At 66.2% G+C, this 20,000-nt stretch carries 16 protein-coding genes; 9 read left to right on the forward strand and 7 right to left on the reverse strand.

Annotated elements, in window-relative coordinates; translation table 11 throughout:
- Nucleotides 1–4 precede the first annotated feature (4 nt).
- Genes P0086_RS09575 through P0086_RS09590 form a run of 4 tightly spaced genes read left to right on the forward strand, consistent with a single transcriptional unit; the run spans nucleotide 5 to nucleotide 5,716 of the window.
- Nucleotides 5–1,783, forward strand: coding sequence for a glycerol-3-phosphate dehydrogenase/oxidase (locus P0086_RS09575; RefSeq protein ID WP_275784951.1), 1,779 nt, complete (start codon nucleotides 5–7; stop codon nucleotides 1,781–1,783).
- Nucleotides 1,725–2,567, forward strand: coding sequence for a class I fructose-bisphosphate aldolase (locus P0086_RS09580; RefSeq protein ID WP_275785268.1), 843 nt, complete (start codon nucleotides 1,725–1,727; stop codon nucleotides 2,565–2,567). The genes P0086_RS09575 and P0086_RS09580 overlap by 59 nt, the downstream gene beginning before the upstream one ends.
- Nucleotides 2,560–4,053 (forward strand): FGGY-family carbohydrate kinase, encoded by a 1,494-nt coding sequence (locus P0086_RS09585; protein WP_275784953.1) that lies wholly within the window; start codon nucleotides 2,560–2,562, stop codon nucleotides 4,051–4,053. The genes P0086_RS09580 and P0086_RS09585 overlap by 8 nt, the downstream gene beginning before the upstream one ends.
- A 52-nt stretch (nucleotides 4,054–4,105) precedes the next feature.
- Nucleotides 4,106–5,716 (forward strand): GMC family oxidoreductase N-terminal domain-containing protein, encoded by a 1,611-nt coding sequence (locus P0086_RS09590; protein WP_275784955.1) that lies wholly within the window; start codon nucleotides 4,106–4,108, stop codon nucleotides 5,714–5,716.
- Nucleotides 5,717–5,852: 136 nt separating this feature from the next.
- Here P0086_RS09590 and P0086_RS09595 read toward each other — a convergent pair whose 3' ends face one another.
- Nucleotides 5,853–6,158, reverse strand: a complete 306-nt coding sequence (locus P0086_RS09595) for a hypothetical protein (RefSeq protein WP_112597132.1) — start codon at nucleotides 6,156–6,158, stop codon at nucleotides 5,853–5,855.
- A 99-nt stretch (nucleotides 6,159–6,257) separates the two neighbouring features.
- On the reverse strand, nucleotides 6,258–7,361 hold the full coding sequence (locus tag P0086_RS09600) for an FAD-binding oxidoreductase (RefSeq protein ID WP_275784957.1): 1,104 nt from the start codon (nucleotides 7,359–7,361) through the stop codon (nucleotides 6,258–6,260).
- A 217-nt stretch (nucleotides 7,362–7,578) separates the two neighbouring features.
- On the opposite strand from P0086_RS09600, the gene P0086_RS09605 reads away from it, so the two are divergent.
- The 4 genes from P0086_RS09605 to P0086_RS09620 are packed head-to-tail and all read left to right on the forward strand — an operon-like array spanning nucleotide 7,579 to nucleotide 13,333.
- The gene (locus tag P0086_RS09605) at nucleotides 7,579–9,654 is read left to right on the forward strand and encodes a hydantoinase/oxoprolinase family protein (protein ID WP_275784958.1); all 2,076 of its coding nucleotides are present in this window, start codon (nucleotides 7,579–7,581) and stop codon (nucleotides 9,652–9,654) included.
- 6 nt (nucleotides 9,655–9,660) lie between these two features.
- Entirely contained in the window at nucleotides 9,661–11,649 is a 1,989-nt protein-coding gene (locus P0086_RS09610) for a hydantoinase B/oxoprolinase family protein (RefSeq protein WP_275784959.1), read from the forward strand.
- Complete coding sequence (locus tag P0086_RS09615; RefSeq protein WP_275784961.1) at nucleotides 11,646–11,969, forward strand: (2Fe-2S)-binding protein; 324 nt, start codon at nucleotides 11,646–11,648, stop codon at nucleotides 11,967–11,969. Before P0086_RS09610 ends, P0086_RS09615 begins: the two co-directional genes overlap by 4 nt.
- The gene (locus P0086_RS09620) at nucleotides 11,966–13,333 is read left to right on the forward strand and encodes an FAD/NAD(P)-binding oxidoreductase (RefSeq protein ID WP_275784962.1); all 1,368 of its coding nucleotides are present in this window, start codon (nucleotides 11,966–11,968) and stop codon (nucleotides 13,331–13,333) included. The genes P0086_RS09615 and P0086_RS09620 overlap by 4 nt, the downstream gene beginning before the upstream one ends.
- A 10-nt stretch (nucleotides 13,334–13,343) precedes the next feature.
- Here the strand turns inward: P0086_RS09620 and P0086_RS09625 are convergent, their stop codons facing one another.
- Both P0086_RS09625 and P0086_RS09630 read right to left on the reverse strand, forming a co-directional pair.
- The gene (locus tag P0086_RS09625) at nucleotides 13,344–14,258 is read right to left on the reverse strand and encodes a LysR family transcriptional regulator (protein ID WP_275784963.1); all 915 of its coding nucleotides are present in this window, start codon (nucleotides 14,256–14,258) and stop codon (nucleotides 13,344–13,346) included.
- A gap of 44 nt (nucleotides 14,259–14,302) precedes the next feature.
- Nucleotides 14,303–15,628 (reverse strand): FAD-binding oxidoreductase, encoded by a 1,326-nt coding sequence (locus P0086_RS09630; protein ID WP_275784964.1) that lies wholly within the window; start codon nucleotides 15,626–15,628, stop codon nucleotides 14,303–14,305.
- A gap of 247 nt (nucleotides 15,629–15,875) precedes the next feature.
- Between P0086_RS09630 and P0086_RS09635 the strand changes: the two genes are divergently transcribed.
- Nucleotides 15,876–16,352 (forward strand): Lrp/AsnC family transcriptional regulator, encoded by a 477-nt coding sequence (locus P0086_RS09635; RefSeq protein ID WP_112597145.1) that lies wholly within the window; start codon nucleotides 15,876–15,878, stop codon nucleotides 16,350–16,352.
- Nucleotides 16,353–16,440: 88 nt separating this feature from the next.
- Here the strand turns inward: P0086_RS09635 and P0086_RS09640 are convergent, their stop codons facing one another.
- Genes P0086_RS09640 through P0086_RS09650 form a run of 3 tightly spaced genes read right to left on the reverse strand, consistent with a single transcriptional unit; the run spans nucleotide 16,441 to nucleotide 19,892 of the window.
- Nucleotides 16,441–18,096, reverse strand: a complete 1,656-nt coding sequence (locus tag P0086_RS09640; RefSeq protein WP_275784966.1) for an ABC transporter ATP-binding protein — start codon at nucleotides 18,094–18,096, stop codon at nucleotides 16,441–16,443.
- A complete protein-coding gene (locus tag P0086_RS09645; RefSeq protein WP_112597149.1) occupies nucleotides 18,097–18,939 on the reverse strand; it encodes an ABC transporter permease in 843 nt (280 codons plus the stop codon).
- Nucleotides 18,940–18,941: 2 nt separating this feature from the next.
- The gene (locus tag P0086_RS09650; RefSeq protein ID WP_275784969.1) at nucleotides 18,942–19,892 is read right to left on the reverse strand and encodes an ABC transporter permease; all 951 of its coding nucleotides are present in this window, start codon (nucleotides 19,890–19,892) and stop codon (nucleotides 18,942–18,944) included.
- Nucleotides 19,893–20,000 lie beyond the last annotated feature (108 nt).

Consider the following 20,000-nt stretch of genomic DNA (forward strand, 5'->3'; position numbering starts at 1 on the left):
AGCTATGCCCGCATTTCGCAACGATGCCGTCAGACGGATCCGGCAGGACGGTGACTTCGATGCCGTGGTCGTGGGCGGCGGTATCAACGGGATCGCCACCTATCGCGACCTGGCGCTCCAGGGGCTGCGCGTTCTTCTGGTGGAGCGCGGCGACTTCGCCTCCGGCTGCAGCGCGGCTCCCTCGCGGATGATCCATGGCGGCTTGCGCTATCTGGAAAACGGCGAGTTCGGCCTGGTCGCGGAATCCTTGCGGGAAAGGGATGCGCTGCTGGCGCTGGCGCCACACATGGTGCATCCCCTGCCGACGACCATCCCGATCATGTCTTTTTTCAGCGGCCTGTTCAACGCGGCCGCCGCCTTTGCCGGGTCGAGCGGCCCGCCGACAAGCCGGGGTGCTGTCGCGATCAAGATCGGGCTCGCGCTCTATGACCTGGTCACGCGCAAACGGCGCCGGTTGCCGCGCCATGAATTCCGCAGCCGGAAGAAGACGCTTCAAAAATGGCCCCGGCTGACCCCGGCCTTGCGTTGTTCGGCGACCTACCACGATGCCTGGATCCGCCAGCCGGAGCGGCTGGCCGTGGAACTGATCGTGGACACCGCGCGCGATGCACCCAAGGCCATCGCGCTCAACTATGCCGAGATGCGGCACGGCGGCGACGGCTATCACCTCGTCGTGGAAGGCATGGACGGCACGCTCCCGATCAGGCCCCGGGCCATCGTCAACGCCACAGGCGCCTTTATCGATGTCACGGCCCGCACGCTCGGCAGGACCGGCACGGAGGGGCAGCCCATCGTCTCCGGCACCAAGGGATCACACCTGATCCTCGACAGTCCGGAACTCTACAAAGCCCTGAACGGTCATATGATCTTCTTCGAAAACAGAGACAACCGGGTCTGTATCCTGTTTCCCTATCTTGGCCGGGTGCTTGCCGGATCCACCGATATCAAGGTGGAGCGACCGGAGCGGGTGCGGTGCGGGCCGGAGGAGCGGGACTATATCCTCGAAGCGATCCGCTCTGTGTTTCCCGGCATTCCTATCGATGCCTCGGATATCGTGTTCAGCTTCAGCGGCATTCGCCCGCTGCCGCGCAGCGATGCCGCGTTCACCGGGCGCATCTCGCGCAGCCATTTCGTCCATCGCATCGAGGGCGATCCGCCGCAATTCTGCATGGTCGGCGGAAAATGGACGACGTTTCGCGCCTTTGCGGAGCAGACGGCCGACGATGTTCTGGCGCATCTCGGGCGCAGGCGGACGACGGGCACGCTGACGCGGGCCATTGGCGGTGGCCGCGATTTCCCGGGCTCAAGCGGACGGCTGGCCGAACAATTGCGGCAACGGGCCCCGATCGACGCGAACCGCGCCCGGCACCTGGCCGAGACCTATGGCTCGCGGGCCTTCGATCTCTTGGATTTCTGCTCGTCCTATCCCGACGACCGGCCATTGCTTGCCGGACTTGCCATGACCGAAGCCGAGATCGCCTGGCTGATCCGTAGCGAACATGTGCGCCATCTCGGCGATCTCGTGCTCCGTCGCACCGATCTCGCCATCACCGGCGCGATCAGCCTCGACCTGATTGGCGCGCTCGCCCGGATCGCCGCGCGCGAACTCGGCTGGAGCGAGCAGCAGGCGGCGGCAGAGCAGGCCCACCTCATCGATGAACTCGACGCCATGCACGGCGTCTCGCGGACAACTCTCGAAAACAGATGCAAGGAACACCCAGATGATGCGTATTTCCCCCAAAGCACGGATGAACCGTCTCTTTCGGAGCGGCGGCTGCCTTGACGTTGCCGTCGATCACGGCGTCTGCAACGAGCCCAGCTTTCTTGTGGGACTGGAAAACATGGCCGCGATCGTGGATCGGCTGGTTGATGCCGGCCCTGACGCCATCCAGATGGCCTATGGACAGGCGGACCTGCTGCAACAACGTCCGGCGCGAGACAAGCCGGCGCTGGTCATGCGCATCGACATGGGGAACCCCTACAATTCCACGCGCCATCGCGTGATGTGGTCGCAGTTGCAGAACCATGACGAGCCGCTGATCGGCGCGCTGGAAATGGACGCCGCTTGCGTGGTGGTGAACCTGTTCATGCTGCCGGACGAGCCGGAACTGTTCCGCCAATGCGTCGAGAATATCAGCCGGGTCAGAGCGGATTGCCACCGCTACGGCATGCCGCTGATGATCGAGCCGCTGGTCATGCTGCCGAACGACGTCCGGGGCGGCTATCAGGTGGATGGCGACACCGAGAAGATCGTCACCCTGGTGCGGCTCGCCTCGGAAATGGGCGCCGACATCATCAAGGCCGACCCGACCACCGATCCGGAGGATTTCCACCGGGTGATCGAGGCGGCGCGCTGCCCGGTCCTGGTGCGCGGCGGCGGCAAGGAGAATTTGCGCACCGTGCTGGGAAAATCGGCTGCCTTGATGAAGCAGGGCGCAAACGGCATGGTCTACGGCCGCAACATCTATCAGCATGACAATCCGAAGGCCGTGGTATCGGCGCTGATGGCGATCATCCATCACGGCGCGGGCGGCGACGAAGCGTGGGATATCTACAATCGTGGCTGACGCAATCTATCTTCTGGGTCTAGACGCCGGCAATACCGTCATCAAGGCGGTCCTTTTCGACGAGACCGGGCGGCAGGTCGCCCATCACGCCATCGACGGCAAATCGAGCTATCCGGCGCCGGGCCAGGTGGAACGCGATCTCGGCGAACTCTGGCGCAATTGTTGCGCGGCGATCCGCGAACTGCTGTCCCGTTCAGGTGTCGATGCCGGTTCCATCGCCGGTATCGGCTGCGCCGGCCATGGTAACGGGCTCTACCTGCTGGATCGGGCCCATGAACCGCTTCTCGGCATCCAGTCGCTCGATGACCGTGCCGCGGCCATCGCCCGGGAGATCGACGCGGCCAATGGCGGTGAATTGCAGCGAAGATGCCTGCAACGGCCGTGGCCCGCCCAGACGCCGAGCCTGCTGGCGTGGGTGAAGCGACATGCGCCCGAGATCTATGCCGCCACAGGCGCGGTGCTGTTCTCCAAGGACTACGTCAACTTCCGGCTGACCGGTGAACGCGCCAGCGACATTTCCGATCTCAGCGGCGCAGGTCTGCTCAACATGCCCGGGGGCACGCTGGACCGGGGCCTGCTCGATCTCTATGGGCTCGGGGACGCGCTGTCGCTCTTTGCCAGGCCGGTCGATTCCTGCGAGATCGTCGGCCGGGTCACACGCGAAGCGGCCCACCTGACCGGGCTCGCCGAGGGAACGCCGGTCATCGGCGGCTTTTTCGACGTCGTGTCCAGCGCCATGGGTTCGGGCGTGGTGCGACCGGGCGAGGCATCCGTCATCGCGGGCACCTGGAGCATCAACCAGGTCTTCGCCGCGGCGCCGGTGCAAAGCCCCGACGTGTTCATGGTGGCGACCTTCGGCAGGGATCGCTACGTCAACATCGAATCCAGCGCGACATCGGCGGCCAATCTGGAATGGTACGTCCACCGGCTGCGCGGTAGCCATGGCGAACAGGCCTTCGAGCGGTGCAACGAAGCGGTCGCAGCGGTATCGCCCGCAGCCGACGATCCCTTCTACCATCCTTTCATCTTCGGGTCCCGCCTGGGGGCGGAGTTTCGCGGCGGCTTCTACGGGCTGGCCGGCTGGCACGGCGAGGGGCACGTGCTCCGGGCATTGTTCGAAGGCGTCTGTTTCGAGCATCGCCGCCATATCGACGTGCTGCGGGCGGCGGGCCTTCAGGTCGATGCCGCCGTCATGTCCGGCGGCGGGGCGCGCAGCCCGCACTGGCCGCAGATCATGGCCGACGTGCTCGGCCTGCCGATCGGGGTCGCCGAGGCGCGCGAGACGGGCGCACTGGGCGCGGCGATCGGCGCGGCCGTGGCCGTCGGCCTCCATCCCGACCTTGAAACGGCGGTATCGGCCATGACCCGCATGGCGCGAAACCACCAGCCGGATCAGGCGCTTCGCCAGCACTATGAGCGGCGCTACGGCCTCTATGGCGCGTTGACGGATCGGATGCGCGGCTTCTGGTCGGCGCTGAAATCCTGACCCTCCCTCCCTGAAGCATCGGCAATCCGATGGATCGACGAAAGGACAAGACATGTCTCAGGCGACCAGGCTTGATGGCGTCTACGACTACATCATCGTCGGGGCGGGAACGGCCGGCTGCGTGCTGGCGGCACGGCTGACCGAAGACCCGAGGGTCAAGGTGCTGCTGCTCGAGGCCGGCGGTTCCGATCTCTATCACTGGGTCCATATTCCGGTCGGATATCTCTATTGCATCGGCAATCCGCGCACGGACTGGATGATGACGACGGCGGCCGAGCCGGGGCTGAATGGACGCAGTCTCGCCTATCCGCGCGGCAAGCTCCTGGGCGGCTGCTCCTCGATCAACGGCATGATCTACATGCGCGGCCAGGCCGGCGATTATGACGGCTGGCGCGATCTGGGCAACCAGGGCTGGGGCTGGTCTGACGTGCTCCCCTATTTCCTGAAATCCGAGGATCACCACGGGGGCGCGAACGCCTTCCATGGATCGGGCGGCGAATGGAAGGTGAGCCGCCAGCGCCTGCGCTGGGAAATCCTGGAAGCGGTGCAGCAAGGCGCCCGCGAATTCGGCATCGAACCGCGCGCCGATTTCAACGACGGCAACAACGAGGGCTCCGGTTTCTTCGAGGTGAACCAGCACAGGGGCCTGCGCTGGAGCGCCGCCCGCGGCTTCTTGAAGGGCGCGCTGAAACGGAAGAACCTGCGACTGATCAAGCACGCGCTCGTGCAGCGGCTGACGATCAGGGACAAGCGCGTCACCGGCGTGCGTTTCAGCACGCCCGGCGGGGAATTTGCGGCCGAAGCCGCAGCCGAAGTCCTCCTGGCGGCCGGCGCGATCAATTCGCCGAAACTGCTCGAGCTTTCCGGTATCGGCAATGCGGACCTGCTCACGCGTCTTGGCATCGCAGTGGCCGTCGACCGGCCGGCGGTCGGAGAAAACCTGCAGGACCATCTGCAGATCCGTACCGTCTACAAGGTCGCCAATACTCTGACGCTGAACCAGCTCGCCAACAGCCTTGCCGGCAAGATGAGGATTGCCGCCGAATATGCGGTGCGGCGCTCGGGAGCGATGTCGATGGCGCCGAGCCAGTTCGGCATGTTCACACGCTCGGGGCCGGCCGAGAAGACGCCCGACATCGAATACCATGTGCAGCCGCTGTCGACCAACCGGCTGGGCGAGCCGCTTCATCCCTTCCCGGCCATCACCATGTCGGTCTGCCAGCTCAGGCCGACCAGTGTCGGGACATGCCACATCACCGGTACGGATGCGGCGACCCAGCCGGAGATCCGGCCGAACTATCTCGCCACCGATCACGACCGGCGGGTGGCCGTCGCGGCGATGAAACAGGCCCGCAGCATCATGACGGCGCGGGCGCTGCAGCGCTATCGCCCGGAGGAGATGCTTCCCGGGATCGAACATCAGGACGATGAAGCGCTGATCCGCCGCGCCGGAGACATCGCCACCACGATCTTTCACCCCGTCGGCACCTGCCGCATGGGGTCGGATGCCGAGGCGGTCGTCGATCCCTCGCTCCGGTTCGTCGGCCTCGATGGACTGCGGATCGTCGATGCCTCCATCATGCCCCGCATCGTCTCCGGCAACACGGCGTCGCCCGTCGTCATGATCGCGGAAAAGGCGGCAGACATGATTCGCCGTGCCTGACCGTGACAGTAGCATCACCCTGATCATGCGCGACGGTTGACGGTGGACCCAATCGACTTCGATCGAGCGATCCTCGCCTTCGCTGCTGGATTTCCCGCCGGCTGCCGTGCCCTTGCCACGCGGCGGAGCGGTTTCGTCAGATCCCTGATCCGTCGAGCTGTTGGGCATCGTCGCCTTCCCATGGGGAGGGCGCGGAGGCGCGGTCGAGGTTCGCCGAGGGCATCGGCATCCAGCACTTCAGCTCCGGCTCGGCATAGGCGATGATGCGGCCGGGGGAGGAGTCGGAGGCGCGCCAGCCTTCGGCGCCGAACCGATCGCCATGCGACCAGTAGGCGACATCGACTTCCGCCGGCCCCTGTTCGGACGAGCGAACAGTGACCAGGATCCGGCTACCGTCTTTCGGCGCACTTGCCATGTGGCGCCACCGGGCTGGTTCGTCCATCGTGCTTTCTCCTCCCTTGCCACGGACCAGTTTCGCTTCGCCATCGAAAGCGGTCAACCCGGACCTCGCTTCATCCCGCGGCAGGCCGGCGGGATTGCTTCAAAATCGATCGATCCTGAAATCGTGGAGAAAGACATCGGTAGCGCCGGTGGTCATCACCTCCGCCATGACGTCGCCGACGCCGGGGCCAAGCTGGAAGCCGTGGCCGCAGAAGCCGAAGGCATGGAACAGACCCGGCGTCGTGGCGGAAGGCCCCATCACCGGGAGGCCGTCGCCGACATAGCCCTCGCAGCCGGACCAGGTGCGGATCACGGCGACATTGGCGAGCGCCGGCAGGATCGGCAGCAGGGCCCGCAGTTGTCCGGGAAGACGCGCCGGATCCGCCTTGGCATGTCCGCTGTCCAGCGACACATCGGTCCTTTCCGCCCCGCCGCCGAAGACGATGTTGCCGCGCTCGACCTGGCGCAGGTAGCCGCCGCCATGGTCGTGCGCCCACACCCCGACGACCGGCAGGATGCGATGGGGAAGCGGTTCCGTCACGCCCATCTGCGGGCCTTTGGCGACGATCGGGACGGTCTCGCCGAACCGGGCGGCGATGCGCGCGCCCCAGGCGCCCGCCGTGTTGAGCATCGTCTCCGCGGCGTAGGCTCCCCTGGAGGTCTCGATCCTGAAGCCGGAGGCGGACGTCCCGATCGCCGTCACCTCCGCGTCCTCGACGATCTCCGCCCCCAGACGCCTCGCCGCCTCGGCGAAGGCCGGCGCGATCAGTCGGGGATTGCCGCTCCCGTCCTTCGGGGAAAAGGATGCCGCGATCGCCTTCGGGCCGAGGCCCGGAAAGCGGCTGCGGATCTCGGCCGGCCCCAGCTCCTCGAGATCGACGTCCCACGGCCTGGCCGCCTCGGCGAAGGCGCGCATCTCGTCAAGGCCGGCCTGGCTGAAGATCAGCCGCAGGTGGCCGGTGGCACGAAACTCCACGTCCCGGCCCAGCATCCTCGCGGCCTCTCCCCACAGCGCCAGCGAACGGCGGGCCAGACCGAGCTGGGGGATATAGCGGCCGCTGCGACGGATGTTCCCGAAGGATGCGACCGTCGCCCCGCTGCCGACCCGATTGCGTTCCAGGAGTGTCACCCGCACGCCGCGCCGGGCGAGAAAATATGCGGACGCGGCCCCCATCAGGCCGCCGCCCAGAACGATCGCGTCCATCTGTTCCCCGCGCTTCTGAATGGATTTCCAGCCTGCGCGATCTGGCAGGACCAAGTCAAAGTCGAGGTTTTGCCTTCTCCATAAGTCAGGCCTATGGGGTGGCCGGGACCCGGCATAAGTCGACCTTATGGCTCCTGCCCGTTTCGATCTTGGACCCTGCCGCGCCATTCGTGCCAGCCTTGCGGCATCACGGAGAAAGGGAACCGGAATGGTCAGCATGTCAGCGTCCGCCGCGAGCGAACTCGTCCAACAGGACTGGAAGATCGGCGTCGATATCGGCGGAACGTTCATCGATTTCTGCGCGCTGGAGACCCGTTCGGGTCGCGTCGCCTCCTTGAAGGTTCTGACGACCCCCGATGATCCGGGCGCCGAGCTGATGACGGGCCTCACCCTGCTCGGCGAGAGGGAGGGTCTCGACCCCGCAACCATCACCCGCTTCGTCCACGGCACCACCGTCGGCATCAACACCGTCATCCAGCGGCGTGGCGTGACGCTCGCGCTGCTGACCAATGCGGGCTTCGAGGATGTGATCGAGCTGGCGCGTCTGAGAATGCCCGACGTCTACTCGCTCTTCTGCTCCCGGCCGGAGCAGCTGATCGCGCGCGACATGGTCTTCGGCATTCCCGCCCGCCTGCGGGCGGACGGCAGCGAGGTGGAGCCACCGGATCTGGACGCGGTCGCCACGGCCGTCGCCAGGGCGAAGGCCGGCGCCGCTGCCGGCATCGTCGTCTCGTTCCTGCATTCCTGGCGCAACGACGCCCATGAGGCGGCGGTCAAAGAGGAGATCGCCCGCATCGCTCCCGAACTCTTTGTCTTCACCTCCTGCGAAGTCTGGCCGGTCATCCGCGAATACGAGCGGACCACCACGGCCATTCTGAACGGATACGTGCACCCGCGCGTGTCCGGCTATCTGGCGGCGCTGGAGGAGAAGCTGCTTTCGCGCGGCGTGACGGCGCCGGCACTGCTCACCAAGTCGAACGGCGGCGTGATGAACGCCGACGAAGGCAAGCGCTCCTGCGTCCAGATGTTGCTTTCCGGGACCGCCTCCGGCGTGATCGGCGCGGCCTGGCTCGCCCGTCGCGCCGGCGAGAAGCATATCCTGACCCTCGACATCGGCGGCACGTCGGCCGATTTCGCGCTGATCATCGACGGCGAGCCGCAGTTCGGCACCGGCGAACTGATCGGCGAGTTCCCCCTGCACATTCCGTCCGTCTCCGTCAGTTCGATCGGCATCGGCGGTGGCTCGATCGCCAGCGTCGATGCGCAGGGCGTCGTGAGGGTCGGACCGGAATCGGCGGGCTCGACACCGGGACCTGCCTGCTACGGGCGCGGTGGCATGGAAGCCACCGTCACCGACGCCATGGCCGTCTGCGGGTGGCTCGGCCACAGCCAGATGGCCTATGGACAGCTGCAGATCGATGTCGGGCTGGCCCGCGCGGCTGTGACGCGGCTGGCGGAAAAGATCGGCCGCACGGCAGAGGAGGCCGCCCAGGCCATCCTCGATATCGCGATTTCGGAAATGTTCGTGGAAGTCGAGAAGCTGGCCTCGCGGGCCGGCGTCGATCTGCGGGAGTTCACGCTGATGCCGTTCGGCGGCGGCGGACCGATGCTCGGAGCGTTCCTTGCCCGCGAGTTCAAGATGGCGAGGGTCATCGGCCCGCCGCGGCCCGGTGTCGTCTCGGCGCTGGGCGGCCTGGTGGCCGACCTGCGCGGCGACTTCATCCGCACAGTGTTCACCCATCTCTCCGACGCGGCGGCGCCGCAACTGCGCGCGGCGCTGGAATCGCTTGCGGCGGAGGGGCGCGGCTGGCTCGCCAGGCAGGGCCATGCCGGGGCTGCGACGCTGAATGTCTCTGCCGACATGCGCTATGTCGGCCAGAGCTTCGAGATCGAGGTGCCGATCCAGGCGGCCTGGATCGCCGAGAACAGGTTCGGCGCTATCGAGGAAGCCTTCCACGCCATGCACGCCCGGCTCTACGACTTCCACGATCCGGACGGCGCGATCGAGATCGTCAACCTGCGCCTTTCGGCAATCGGCGCCGGCCCCGCACTGGACCTCCCGGTCGACACCGGCGAAGGCGGCAAGACGGCGCAGCCCGAGCGCGAGATCCCGGTCTTTACAGGTGGGGCCTTCGAATGGATCGGCCTTTATCGGCGCGATCGTCTGCGGCCCGGCAGCTCCTTCGCCGGCCCCGCGGTCGTTGCCCAGGAGGATACGACCTTCGCGATCCCGACCGGCACGCATGTCGAGGTCGACCGTCACCTGAACCTGCATCTCACCTTCGCGGAGTAACAGCCCATGTTCGATCCTTTGAACCTTCAGGTGTTCGCCAACCACACGCGGGCTGCCGCCGAGAACATGGCCTATACGCTGCAGCGGACGGCGCATTCCGCCTTCGTCAAGGAGACGGAAGACTTCACGGTCATGCTGATCAACCGCAAGGGCGAGACCTTCGGCGTGCCGATGGGGCTGGGTGCGACGTGGTATCCGGGGCTGACCTATTCCCGGGCGATCGAGATGATCGACGACTATAGGCCCGGGGATGTCGCGTTCACGAACGATCCCTATTCCTGCTTCGTCGCGACGCATGCGCCGGATACGCATCTGTGGAAGCCGGTGTTCTTCGAGGGCGAGATCATCGCCTGGACGGGCGGCCATATCCACAACACCGACATGGGCGGGGCGGTGCCGGCCTCGCTGTCGCGGGCCCTGACCGAGATCCATCAGGAGGGCATCCGCTTCCCGCCGATGAAGCTGGTCAACGAAGGTGTCTTCGACGAGGACATCCTGAAGATCATGACCACGAACGTGCGCAAGCCCGATCTCAACATCGGCGACATGAAGGCTCTGGTCGGCGCCCTGAACACGGGGGAACGGAAGATCCTCGCCATGGTCGAGAAATTCGGCAAGGAGGCCTTCCTGGAGGGCACCGAAGTGCTGCTCGACCATGCCGAAGCGCAGGCGCGCGATCTGCTGCGCTCCATGCCGGACGGGACCTGGGAATTCGTCGACTATGCCGACGAGGATTCCGTCGAGGCCAATCCGTGCCGCCTGAAGCTGACGCTGACGATCCGCGGCGACGAGGCGCTCCTCGATTTCACCGGTTCGGACCCGCAGCTCGGTTCCTCGCTCAACGTGCCCTCGGGCGGTGATCCGCGCCACACCATGCTTCTGGTCGGCGTCTACTACGTGCTCTACACGCTGAACCCGAAGATCCTCCTGAACACCGGGCTGACGCGGCCCTTCACCTGCATCACGCCGAAAGGCAGCGTGCTGAACCCGATCGCGCCGGCGGCCGTCGGCATGCGTTCGCTGACCTGCGCCCGCCTGCGTTCGGTCATCTTCGGTGCCTTCAACCAGGCCGTGCCGGACAAGCTGCCGGCCGCGCCCGCGGGCAACAACTGCATCGTCAACGTGATGACCACGGACGAACGGAACGGCCGCACCGTGATCGCCGCCGTCAATCCGGTGGTCGGCGGCGGCGGCGGCATGCCCCATCGCGATGGAACCAACGGCTCCGGCGCCGATGCGGCCTATCTCAAGAACACGCCGATCGAGATCACCGAGACGGAAGTGCCGATCGAGTTCGTCAAATACGGGCTCGCCAGGGACAGCGGCGGCGCCGGACGCTGGCGCGGCGGCCTTGCCACCGAAATGGCCTTCCGGGTCTTTTCGCCCGGCAGCCGCATCACCGCCCGCAACCGCGACCGCAGCTTCTTCCGCCCCTGGGGCACGCTGGGCGGCAAGGCTGCCGGCCTGTCGGACATGGTTCTCAATGCCGGCGGGGACGACTACCGGCGTCTCGGCAACATCGACACCGCGATCCTGCAGCCCGGCGACGTCCTGGAGATCCGTTCCGCCGGCGGCGGCGGGCGCGGCAATCCGCTCGAGCGCGAGACCTGGCGGGTGGCGCAGGACGTCGCGCGCGGCTACGTCTCGCCAGAGGCCGCGGAACGCGACTACGGGGTCGTCGTCCGAAACGGCGCGGTGGACGAGGCGGAAACCGAGAAACTCAGGGCGGCCCGCACGGCATCTTCCGCGCACTTCCACTATGGTCCCGAGCGCGAGGGCTACGAGGCCCAATGGACGCCGGCAGCCTACGACCTGTTGACGGACATTCTGCAGGGACTGCCCATCCACTGGCGCTTCTTCACCAAGACGGAGATCTTCCGCCGCATGAAGGGTCGCGCGGGAGCCGAAGGCGTGGCCGCCGCGTTCGCGGATGTCCGGGCGCGGTTCAGGGAGATGCCCGAGCCCGCGATCGCCAGAAGAGAGGCTGCCGAATGACATCCGGACCGCAGGCCGCCGGGCAGGCAGGGCGAATGGTGCGCCTTGCCGAACGGGACAGGCCACGGGTCCGGTTCCGGCTGGACGGTACCGATTGCGCCGCACTTGCCGGCGACACGGTGCTGACCGCGGTGCTGGTTTCGGCGCCCGCCGTCCGGCAGTCGGAGTTCGGACCGGAGCGGCGGGCAGGTTTCTGTCTCATGGGCGCCTGCCAGGACTGCTGGCTCTGGCAGGAGGACGGCGGGCGGCTTCGCGCCTGCTCGACGCTGATCGCCGAGGGCATGCAGTTGCGGACCGTGCCGCCGGAGGATTGGCCATGACGGTGCCCGGTGCGGAAAGAATTGTGATCGTCGGTGCCGGCCCGGCCGGCATCCGCGCCGCCGAAACGCTGGTGAATGCCGGCATCCGGCCGGTGGTGATCGACGAGGGCATGAAGGCCGGAGGCCAGATCTACCGCAGGCCGCCGGAAGGATTCACGCGCCCGCCCGAGACGCTCTACGGATCGGAAGCCCGCAAGGCTGTCACCCTTCACACGCTGTTCGACCGTATGGTGGCCGCTGGCGAGATCGACTACCACCCACGGAGCTCGGTGCTGGCGATCGCCGGCAATCTCCTGCAGGCGCTGGCCCCCGGCGGCCGCAGGGACATCAGCTACGACCGCCTCATCCTCGCCACCGGTGCCATGGATCGGCTGGCGCCGGTTCCCGGCTGGCAGGCGCCCGGCGTCTACAGCCTCGGGGCCACGCAGATCGCTCTGAAAGCCCAGGGTGTCGCGCTCGGCCGCCGGATCGTCCTGGCGGGATCCGGCCCGCTTCTGACCCTGGTCGCCGTCCAGTTGCTCAAGGCCGGCGCGGAAATTGCTGCAATCCTCGATACCTCCTCGCTCGGCGACCAGATGGCCGGACTTCCGGGCATGATGGTGCGGCCCGGCCTGGTTCTGCGCGGCCTTGTCATGCGCGCAAAACTCGGCCGGCTCTATCACGCCGGCGTCAGGCTCGACGGCATCGAGACGGACGGACGCGGGCCGGTCGGCATGCGCTGGCGGGACGCGCGCGGCAGACCGCATTTCACCGAATGCGACATGGTCGGGCTCGGGTGGCACCTGCGCGCCGAAACCCAGCTTGCCGGCCTGGCGGGCTGCACGTTCGACTATGACGGGGACTGGGCGCAATGGCTGCCGCGCACCGATCGGATGGGCCGCGCTGGCGAAGGGCTCTATCTGGCCGGCGACGGGTTGCGGATCCTGGGCGCGGACGGGGCGGAAGTCGCGGGGCGGCTTGCGGCGGCGGCGTGTCTTGCGGACATGGGCCTGCCCTCGCCGGATGTGGCGGCCGATCTGCGCCGGCTGGATCGTTGCGAGCGCTTTGCCCGCGCCATGGCACGCGCCTTTCCCTGGCCCGCCGAAAGCGTCCGCGCCGTACCGGACGAGACGATCGTCTGCCGTTGCGAAGGCGTTACGGCCGGCCAGTTGCGCGAGAGCGTCGCCTATGGCGGCGGCGAAGCCAACCGGGTCAAGTCGCTCGCACGTGTTGGCATGGGGCGCTGCCAGGGGCGCTACTGCCAGCTCGCCGGCGCCGAGTTGATTGCCGGCAAGGCCGGGATCGATGTCTGCGACGCGGGGCGGCTGCGGGAACAGGCGCCGGTGAGGCCGGTGCCGATCGGCGCTTGGGTTCGCGATGCCTGACCGGGCAGCGTCAGGCGGTCTTCGGCGCCGGACTCTCCGCATTCAGGACCGCAACGCAGGCCGCCCGAAGGTCGTCGCGCATGGCGAGATGGCTTCCCGTCAGCGGGCGGTCCCGGCTGGTCAGCAAGGCGATCGGTACGGAAATCTTCTGCTGGAGCGGCCGGCGGACGAGACCCGGAAACTGCTGCCACGGCAGGAGGCCGTCGACGATCGCCACGCCAAAGCCGTCGCGCACGAAGGGAAGGGCGGTGATGGAGATGTCGATTTCGATGGCCGGGTTGAATATCTGCTTCTCCGCCGCTGCCGCGGCGACCAGCAGTCGGCCGGGCAGGGTGCCGGCACGGTAGGATATCAACGTTTCGTTCTGGAGGTCGGCAAAGGCGATCTGGGTCCGTTCGGCCAGCGGATGTCGTTCGGGGACGATGCAGACCAGGTCGGTATGCCCGAGCGTCTCCACATCGATGCCCGTACGGGGCTTGTTGTTCATAACGAGGCCGAGCGGTGCGTCGCCGTCGCGGATCATGTCGACGATGTTGACCAAGGGGGCGATCAGCGAGCGCACGACGATATCGGGATGGGACGCGCGAAACGAGAGCAGCGCCCTGGGCACGATCGACATCGCCGGCGGCGCCGAAGCCGCCACCCGGATCAGCCCGGTACGCCCGAAACGCATGTCCGTGGTGCGTCTGCGTAGGGCGCTGAGCTCGGAAAAGATCCGCTCGCATTCCGGATAGAGCTCTTCGGCTTCCCGGGTCGGGATCAGCTTGCCGCGCACCCGGTTGAACAGCTTGAAACCCAGCTGGTCTTCGGCATGCAGCAGGATCTGGCTGAGCGCCGGCTGCGATATGTTGAGCATGGCAGCGGCGCCGGTCACCGTCCCGTTCCGCATCAGCATGCAAAAGACCTCGAGTTGCCGTGCCTGCATTCGGACGTCCTGTGGTTCTCAATGGCAGCCTGGCGTATCGGAAATCAGAAGTCCGCCACCTTGCCCCAGGCGGATGCCTGGAAGCGCTTGGGATGGTAGGGCTCCGGATCGACGATCGGGGTGGCAGCGGTGACGATGTCGGCGATCAGATGACCGGCGCCGGGACCGATGCCGAAACCATGGCCGCTGAAGCCGGCGGCCAGGATGAAGCCCGGAACGGTTGCCACCTCGCCGATGGCCGGCACGCCGTCGGGGGTCGAATCGATGTACCCGGCCCAGCTAGCCGCAATACGGCGCCCGCCGATCGAAGGGAGAAGCTCGATGGCGCGCTGATGCGTCAGCCTGACCGTCCTGCGGTCGACGGCCGGATCGAGGATGCGCATCTGCTCCATCGGCGTCGGGCGGTCGAGACGCCAGCCGGCCAGGCTTTCGTGGCCGCTGCGGATGCCCTCGAGGCCTCCCGGCGACAGGCTGCGCCAGCGGCGCATGAACATCGGCAGGAACTGACCGGCGAAGCGCATGTTCTGGGCCGTGGGATCGACCCGTCCCCGCCCGCTGATGGCCAATGTGTGACCGCCGTCGCCCCGCCTGGTCACCGAAACGCGGGCCGTGTGAAGGGCATCGGGCAGATCGCCCGCGCCCGGCTCGACCGACAGGATCGAGGAGCGGACCGAGGCCTGCGGAAAACGGATGCCGAGCTGGCGGCAGAAGGACGAGGCCCAGGCCCCGCCGGCGAGAACGGCGATCTTCGTTCTGATCGTGCCATGTTCCGTCACGACTGCCGAAAGCCTGCCGCCTTCCAGCTCGATGCCGCGCGCGGCGCAGCTCTGGTGCACCGTGCCGCCCAGCTTCGCAATGGCCCGGGCCACCGCCGGCGCGGCATTGGCCGGATCGGCGGTCCCGTCCGAAGGCGAGAACACGCCGCCCTTCCAGGTGCGGCCGGTCGCCTTGCCGCGCTCGCTGGCCTCGGCGCTGTCGAGCATGCAGGTGGTCACGCCTACCGTGCGGGCAAAGTCCCTCCAGCGGGCCCAGCCAGCCAACTCTTCCTCATCGTCGCTCAGATAGAGCAGGCCGCAACGCCGGAAGCCCGTATCCTCGCCGCTCTCGGCGGCGAAACGCTCCCAGAGGTCCAGGCTGCTGGTCGCCATCGGAAGCTCGCGCGCGTCACGGTTCTGCTGGCGGCACCAGCCCCAGTTGCGGCTCGACTGCTCGGCACCGACACGGCCCTTCTCGACGAGCGCCACCTTCAGGCCGCGCCTGGCCAGGTAGTAGGCGGCAAAGACGCCGACGATGCCGGCGCCGATGACGACCGCATCCGCAGCCTGCGGCAATCCGGCGTCGGTTTCCACGAGCGCGAGCGGTGCTGGCATGAATTTCAATCTCCCGGGGCGTGACCTGGTTCGGGCTTCAGCATAGTGGTGGCGGCCGGGTGGAGGTTGCCGCACATGCCCGCGGGACAGCACAAGATTCCGCGCGTGGCCGACGATCCAGCGTATTGTGCCGGTCGTTCTTGCGCAGAATGAAATAGACAAGGAAAGCCAGAGTGTTAATGTCAATTCGAAATATTTGCGGCATAAAATGCTGCAAGCCGCCGGCCGCCGCAGGAGGTGTCAGCACGTGAAGCTCGACCGAATCGACATCAAGATCCTCTACGAACTGCAAAAGAACGGCCGCATCACCAATGTCGAGCTCGCCGAGCTGGTCAATCTCTCGCCCAGCCCCTGCCTGATGCGCGTCAAGAAGCTACAGCAGGAGGGGTATATCGAGGGCTATTCGGCCCAGATCAACATCGGCAAGCTTGGCCAGACACTGACCGTCTTCACCGAGGTCACGCTGAAAAATCACCGGCAGATCGACTTCGCACGCTTTCTTGCGGCGGTCGAAAAAGTCGATCAGGTGATCGAATGCCATCTGGTGTCGGGCGGGTACGACTACATGCTCAAATTCGTCACCGCCGGCATCGGCGAGTATCAGACGATCATGGAGCGGCTGACCGACATGGACATCGGCATCGACAAGTATTTCAGCTTCGTCGTCCTGAAGTCGCCCATCGTCAAGGCGCACATGCCGCTCACCAGCTTGTTCATGGTATAGCCGGCCGGGTCGCCTGCGGCGTCGGCCGAGGGCGCCATGTTCTGCCTAAGCCGACGCATCCTTCTGTTGCGACTCGGCGGATCGCCGTTCAGCCATGCACATAGGTTTTGACGAGTTCGGGGTCGCGTTCCAGGCTGTCGAGCCAGCCGGGGTCGAGCTTCGGAACGGATGAAAACAGCAGTTGCGAATAGGGGTGCTGCGGAACCTTCGAGCGTGCAGGCGTGATTTCCTCGACCTTGCGACCGTTGTACATCACGACGATCTCGTCGCAGATGGCTTCGACGACCGAGAGATCGTGGCTGATGAAGATGTAGGACAGCGCGAGTTCCCGCTGCATCTCCTTCAAGAGATCGATGACGGCGGCCGCCACGACCGTGTCGAGGGCCGAGGTGATCTCGTCGCAGACGATCAGCTTCGGCTCGGCGGCGAGAGCCCGCGCGAAGTTGACCCGCTGCTTCTGGCCGCCCGAGAGCTCGGCCGGCGTGCGGCTGCGAAGGGATTTCGGCAGGCGAACCATGTCCAGCAGTTCGTCGACCCGCGCATCCCGGGCCTTGCCCTTCATGCCATGGTAGAACTTGAGCGGACGACCGAGAATCTCCTCGATCGACTTGGCAGGATTGAGCGAGGTGTCCGCATGCTGGAAGACGATCTGCAGCTCGCGTAGCTGTTCCCGGCTTCTCTGGCGGGCGGATCGGGCGAGTTCGCGTCCGTCGAGGGTCAGTTTTCCGGCCGATGCAGGCAGGATGCCGGCAATCGAGCGCGCAAGCGTGGACTTGCCGCAGCCGGATTCGCCGATAATTCCGAGATTGCGGCCTCTTTCCAGGGAAAGGCTTGCCTCCTGCACGGCTTTGACGAGCGGCAGGCCGTCAGCCTGAGTCGGGCCGTAGCCGGCGATCAGACCGCTCACCTGGAGGAGCGGCCTGCTTTCTGCGACGGCAACGACGCCGTCGCCGCGCGCCTTGGGTTCAAAGGCCGAAAGCAGCTCGCGCGTGTAGGGATGCCTGGCGTTCGACAGGATGTCGGCGGTGTTCCCGACCTCCTGGACCTCGCCACCGCGCAGTACGACGATCCGGTCCGCGATCTGGGCCACGACTGCGAGATCGTGCGATACATAGACGCCTGCGCTGCCGCTCTTCTTCATCACGGCCTTGAAGGCGCGCAGCACCTCGATCTGGGTCGTCACGTCGAGCGCTGTGGTCGGCTCGTCAAAGATGACGAGCTTCGGATCGGCAATCAGCGCCATCGCCGCGGCGAGGCGTTGCAACTGGCCCCCGGAAACCTGGTGGGGATAGCGGTAGCCGATCCCTTCGGGATCCGGCAGCGACAACGCCCTGAACAGCGCTATGGCCTTCTCCCTGGCCTGCGCCAGCGGCATCAGGCGATGGATGCGGGTGACCTCGACCACCTGGTCGATGATGCGCTTGGAGGGATTGAAGGCTGCGGCGGCCGACTGCGGCACATAGGAGACCTCCAGGCCGCGGACCTGCGCGCGCTGGCGCTCGCTCAGCGCCACCATGTTCTTGCCGGCGACCGTGACACTGCCGCCCGAAATCCTGCAGCCGGGACGGGCATAGCCCATGATCGTCAAGGCGATCGTCGTCTTCCCCGATCCGCTTTCCCCGATCAGGGCGACAATCTCGCCGGGCGCTATGTCGAGATCGATGCCCTTGATGATCTCGAGGCGGCGTCCGGCGTCTGTGGTCGCCTCCACCTTCAGATTGCGGATTTCAACGAGGTTTTCCATTCAGGCGCTCCGATCGCGGATCTTCTTCGGCAGGTTGTCGATCAGCAGGTTGACGCTGATCGTCAGGCTCGCGATCGCCAGCGAGGGGACGATCACGGCAGGTGCGCCGAACGGCAGGCCGCCGATATTCTCGTGAACCAGCGCGCCCCAATCCGCATAGGGCGGCTGCACGCCGAGGCCGAGGAAGGAAAGGCCCGAGAGAAGCAGGACGATGAAGACGAAACGGATACCGAAATCGGCCAGCAGCGGGCCGATGATGTTCGGCAGGATCTCCGAGAAGACGATGTAGGAGATGCCCTCGCCGCGTGTGCGGGCGACGGTAATGTAGTCCATTGTGTTGACGTTGACGGCCAGCGACCGGGCGAAGCGATAGGCGCCGGGCGTATAGATCACCGCCAGCATGACGACCAGAACGCCCAGCGACGAGCCCACGGCGGCGGCGATCACCAGACCGGAAAGCTTGCTCGGAATGGAATTGAGCGCATCGAGCAGGCGGCTCAGCACCGTATCGAACCAGCCGCCGATGACCGCGGCCGCCATGCCGAGCGCTGCGCCGCTGAAACAGGCAAGGCAGACGGCGGCGAGCGAGATGCCGACGGTGTAGCGGGCGCCCATGATGATGCGCGAGAGCATGTCACGGCCCAGATAGTCGGAACCGAGCAGGAGCTTGCCGCTCATCGGGCCGAAATAGTCCTCGTCTATGATTTCGCCGACGGGATAGGGGACGATATGGGGTGCGAGGAGGGCGACGAGCGCCCAAAAGAGAATGATCGAGAGGCCGATCATTCCAACCCAGCTGAACCGGTAGCTCGGTCTGCGAGACAGGGCGGTGGATGTGGTCATGGTCAACGCACCCTCGGATTGGCCAGGATTGCAACGATGTCGGCGAAAGTGATGAGCGTGAGATAGCCGACGCAGAAGATGATGGCGCAGGACTGGATCAGCGGCAGATCACGGGTGGAGACGCCGTCGACCATAAGCTTCGCAATGCCTGGATAGTTGAAGATCGTCTCGACGATGATGACGCCGCCGACCAGGTAGGAGAGGGACAGCGCGATCGCATTGGCGATCGGGCCGACCGCGTTCGGCAGGGCATGCAAAAGGACCCCCCGCCAGCGTGATGCGCCCTTGAGGATCGCCGCCTCCACGTAGGGCGTGTTGATCGTGTCGATGACGGCGGCGCGGGTCATGCGGATCATCTGGGCGGAGACGACGAAGGTCAGGGTGATGACCGGCATGGCATAGATCTTTAGCACCTGCGCGAAGGACGTCGCGTCGCTGGCGAAGGACAGCGCCGGCAGCCATTTGAGATAGACGGAAAACAGCAGAACCGCCGAGGTGGCGATCATGAATTCGGGAACCGAAATGATGCCGATCGTCAGCACGGTCACGACGCGGTCGTAGACGGAGCCGCGAAACATGGCGGCGGTGATCCCGAGTGCAAGCGACAGCGGCACGGCAAAGAAGGTCGTGATGCCCGCAAGACGCATCGTGTTGAAAAAGCGCGTGCCGATCAGGTCCGCGACGGGGACATTGTTGACATAGGAGGTCCCCAGATCCCCGTGCAGCAGGCCGACCAGCCATCGCGCAAAACGCAGAAAGGCAGGCTCGTCGAGATGCATTGCGGCCCTGAGGCCGGCCACGGCTTCCGGTGTCGCGGCCTGGCCAAGCAGGATCGTGGCGGTGTCGCCGGGCAGCATTGCCGTGGCGAAGAAAACCGCGAAGGAAACGATCAGCAGCGTCAGGGCGGAACTACCGAGCCTGTTGGCGATGAGCCCGAGGACATAAGTGCGCAATATGGTTTCCCTGCCTGAAGAATTGGAAATCGCCGGCAACCCCCGCGGACAAGGCGGAAGGTGAGGTCAGGCTTAGCTTCGGCGGCAGGAAGGATATCCCCTGCCGCC

The organism is Mycoplana sp. MJR14, assembly GCF_029210525.1.
GTDB lineage: Bacteria > Pseudomonadota > Alphaproteobacteria > Rhizobiales > Rhizobiaceae > Mycoplana.

Coding starts and splice junctions, on each gene's coding strand:
- P0086_RS09575 (WP_275784951.1), top strand. CDS start 5: ATGCCCGCATTTCGCAACGATGCCGTCAGACGGATCCGGCAGGACGGT.
- P0086_RS09580 (WP_275785268.1), top strand. CDS start 1,725: ATGCGTATTTCCCCCAAAGCACGGATGAACCGTCTCTTTCGGAGCGGC.
- P0086_RS09590 (WP_275784955.1), top strand. CDS start 4,106: ATGTCTCAGGCGACCAGGCTTGATGGCGTCTACGACTACATCATCGTC.
- P0086_RS09595 (WP_112597132.1), bottom strand. CDS start 6,158: ATGGACGAACCAGCCCGGTGGCGCCACATGGCAAGTGCGCCGAAAGAC.
- P0086_RS09600 (WP_275784957.1), bottom strand. CDS start 7,361: ATGGACGCGATCGTTCTGGGCGGCGGCCTGATGGGGGCCGCGTCCGCA.
- P0086_RS09605 (WP_275784958.1), top strand. CDS start 7,579: ATGTCAGCGTCCGCCGCGAGCGAACTCGTCCAACAGGACTGGAAGATC.
- P0086_RS09610 (WP_275784959.1), top strand. CDS start 9,661: ATGTTCGATCCTTTGAACCTTCAGGTGTTCGCCAACCACACGCGGGCT.
- P0086_RS09615 (WP_275784961.1), top strand. CDS start 11,646: ATGACATCCGGACCGCAGGCCGCCGGGCAGGCAGGGCGAATGGTGCGC.
- P0086_RS09620 (WP_275784962.1), top strand. CDS start 11,966: ATGACGGTGCCCGGTGCGGAAAGAATTGTGATCGTCGGTGCCGGCCCG.
- P0086_RS09625 (WP_275784963.1), bottom strand. CDS start 14,258: ATGCAGGCACGGCAACTCGAGGTCTTTTGCATGCTGATGCGGAACGGG.
- P0086_RS09630 (WP_275784964.1), bottom strand. CDS start 15,628: ATGCCAGCACCGCTCGCGCTCGTGGAAACCGACGCCGGATTGCCGCAG.
- P0086_RS09640 (WP_275784966.1), bottom strand. CDS start 18,096: ATGGAAAACCTCGTTGAAATCCGCAATCTGAAGGTGGAGGCGACCACA.
- P0086_RS09645 (WP_112597149.1), bottom strand. CDS start 18,939: ATGACCACATCCACCGCCCTGTCTCGCAGACCGAGCTACCGGTTCAGC.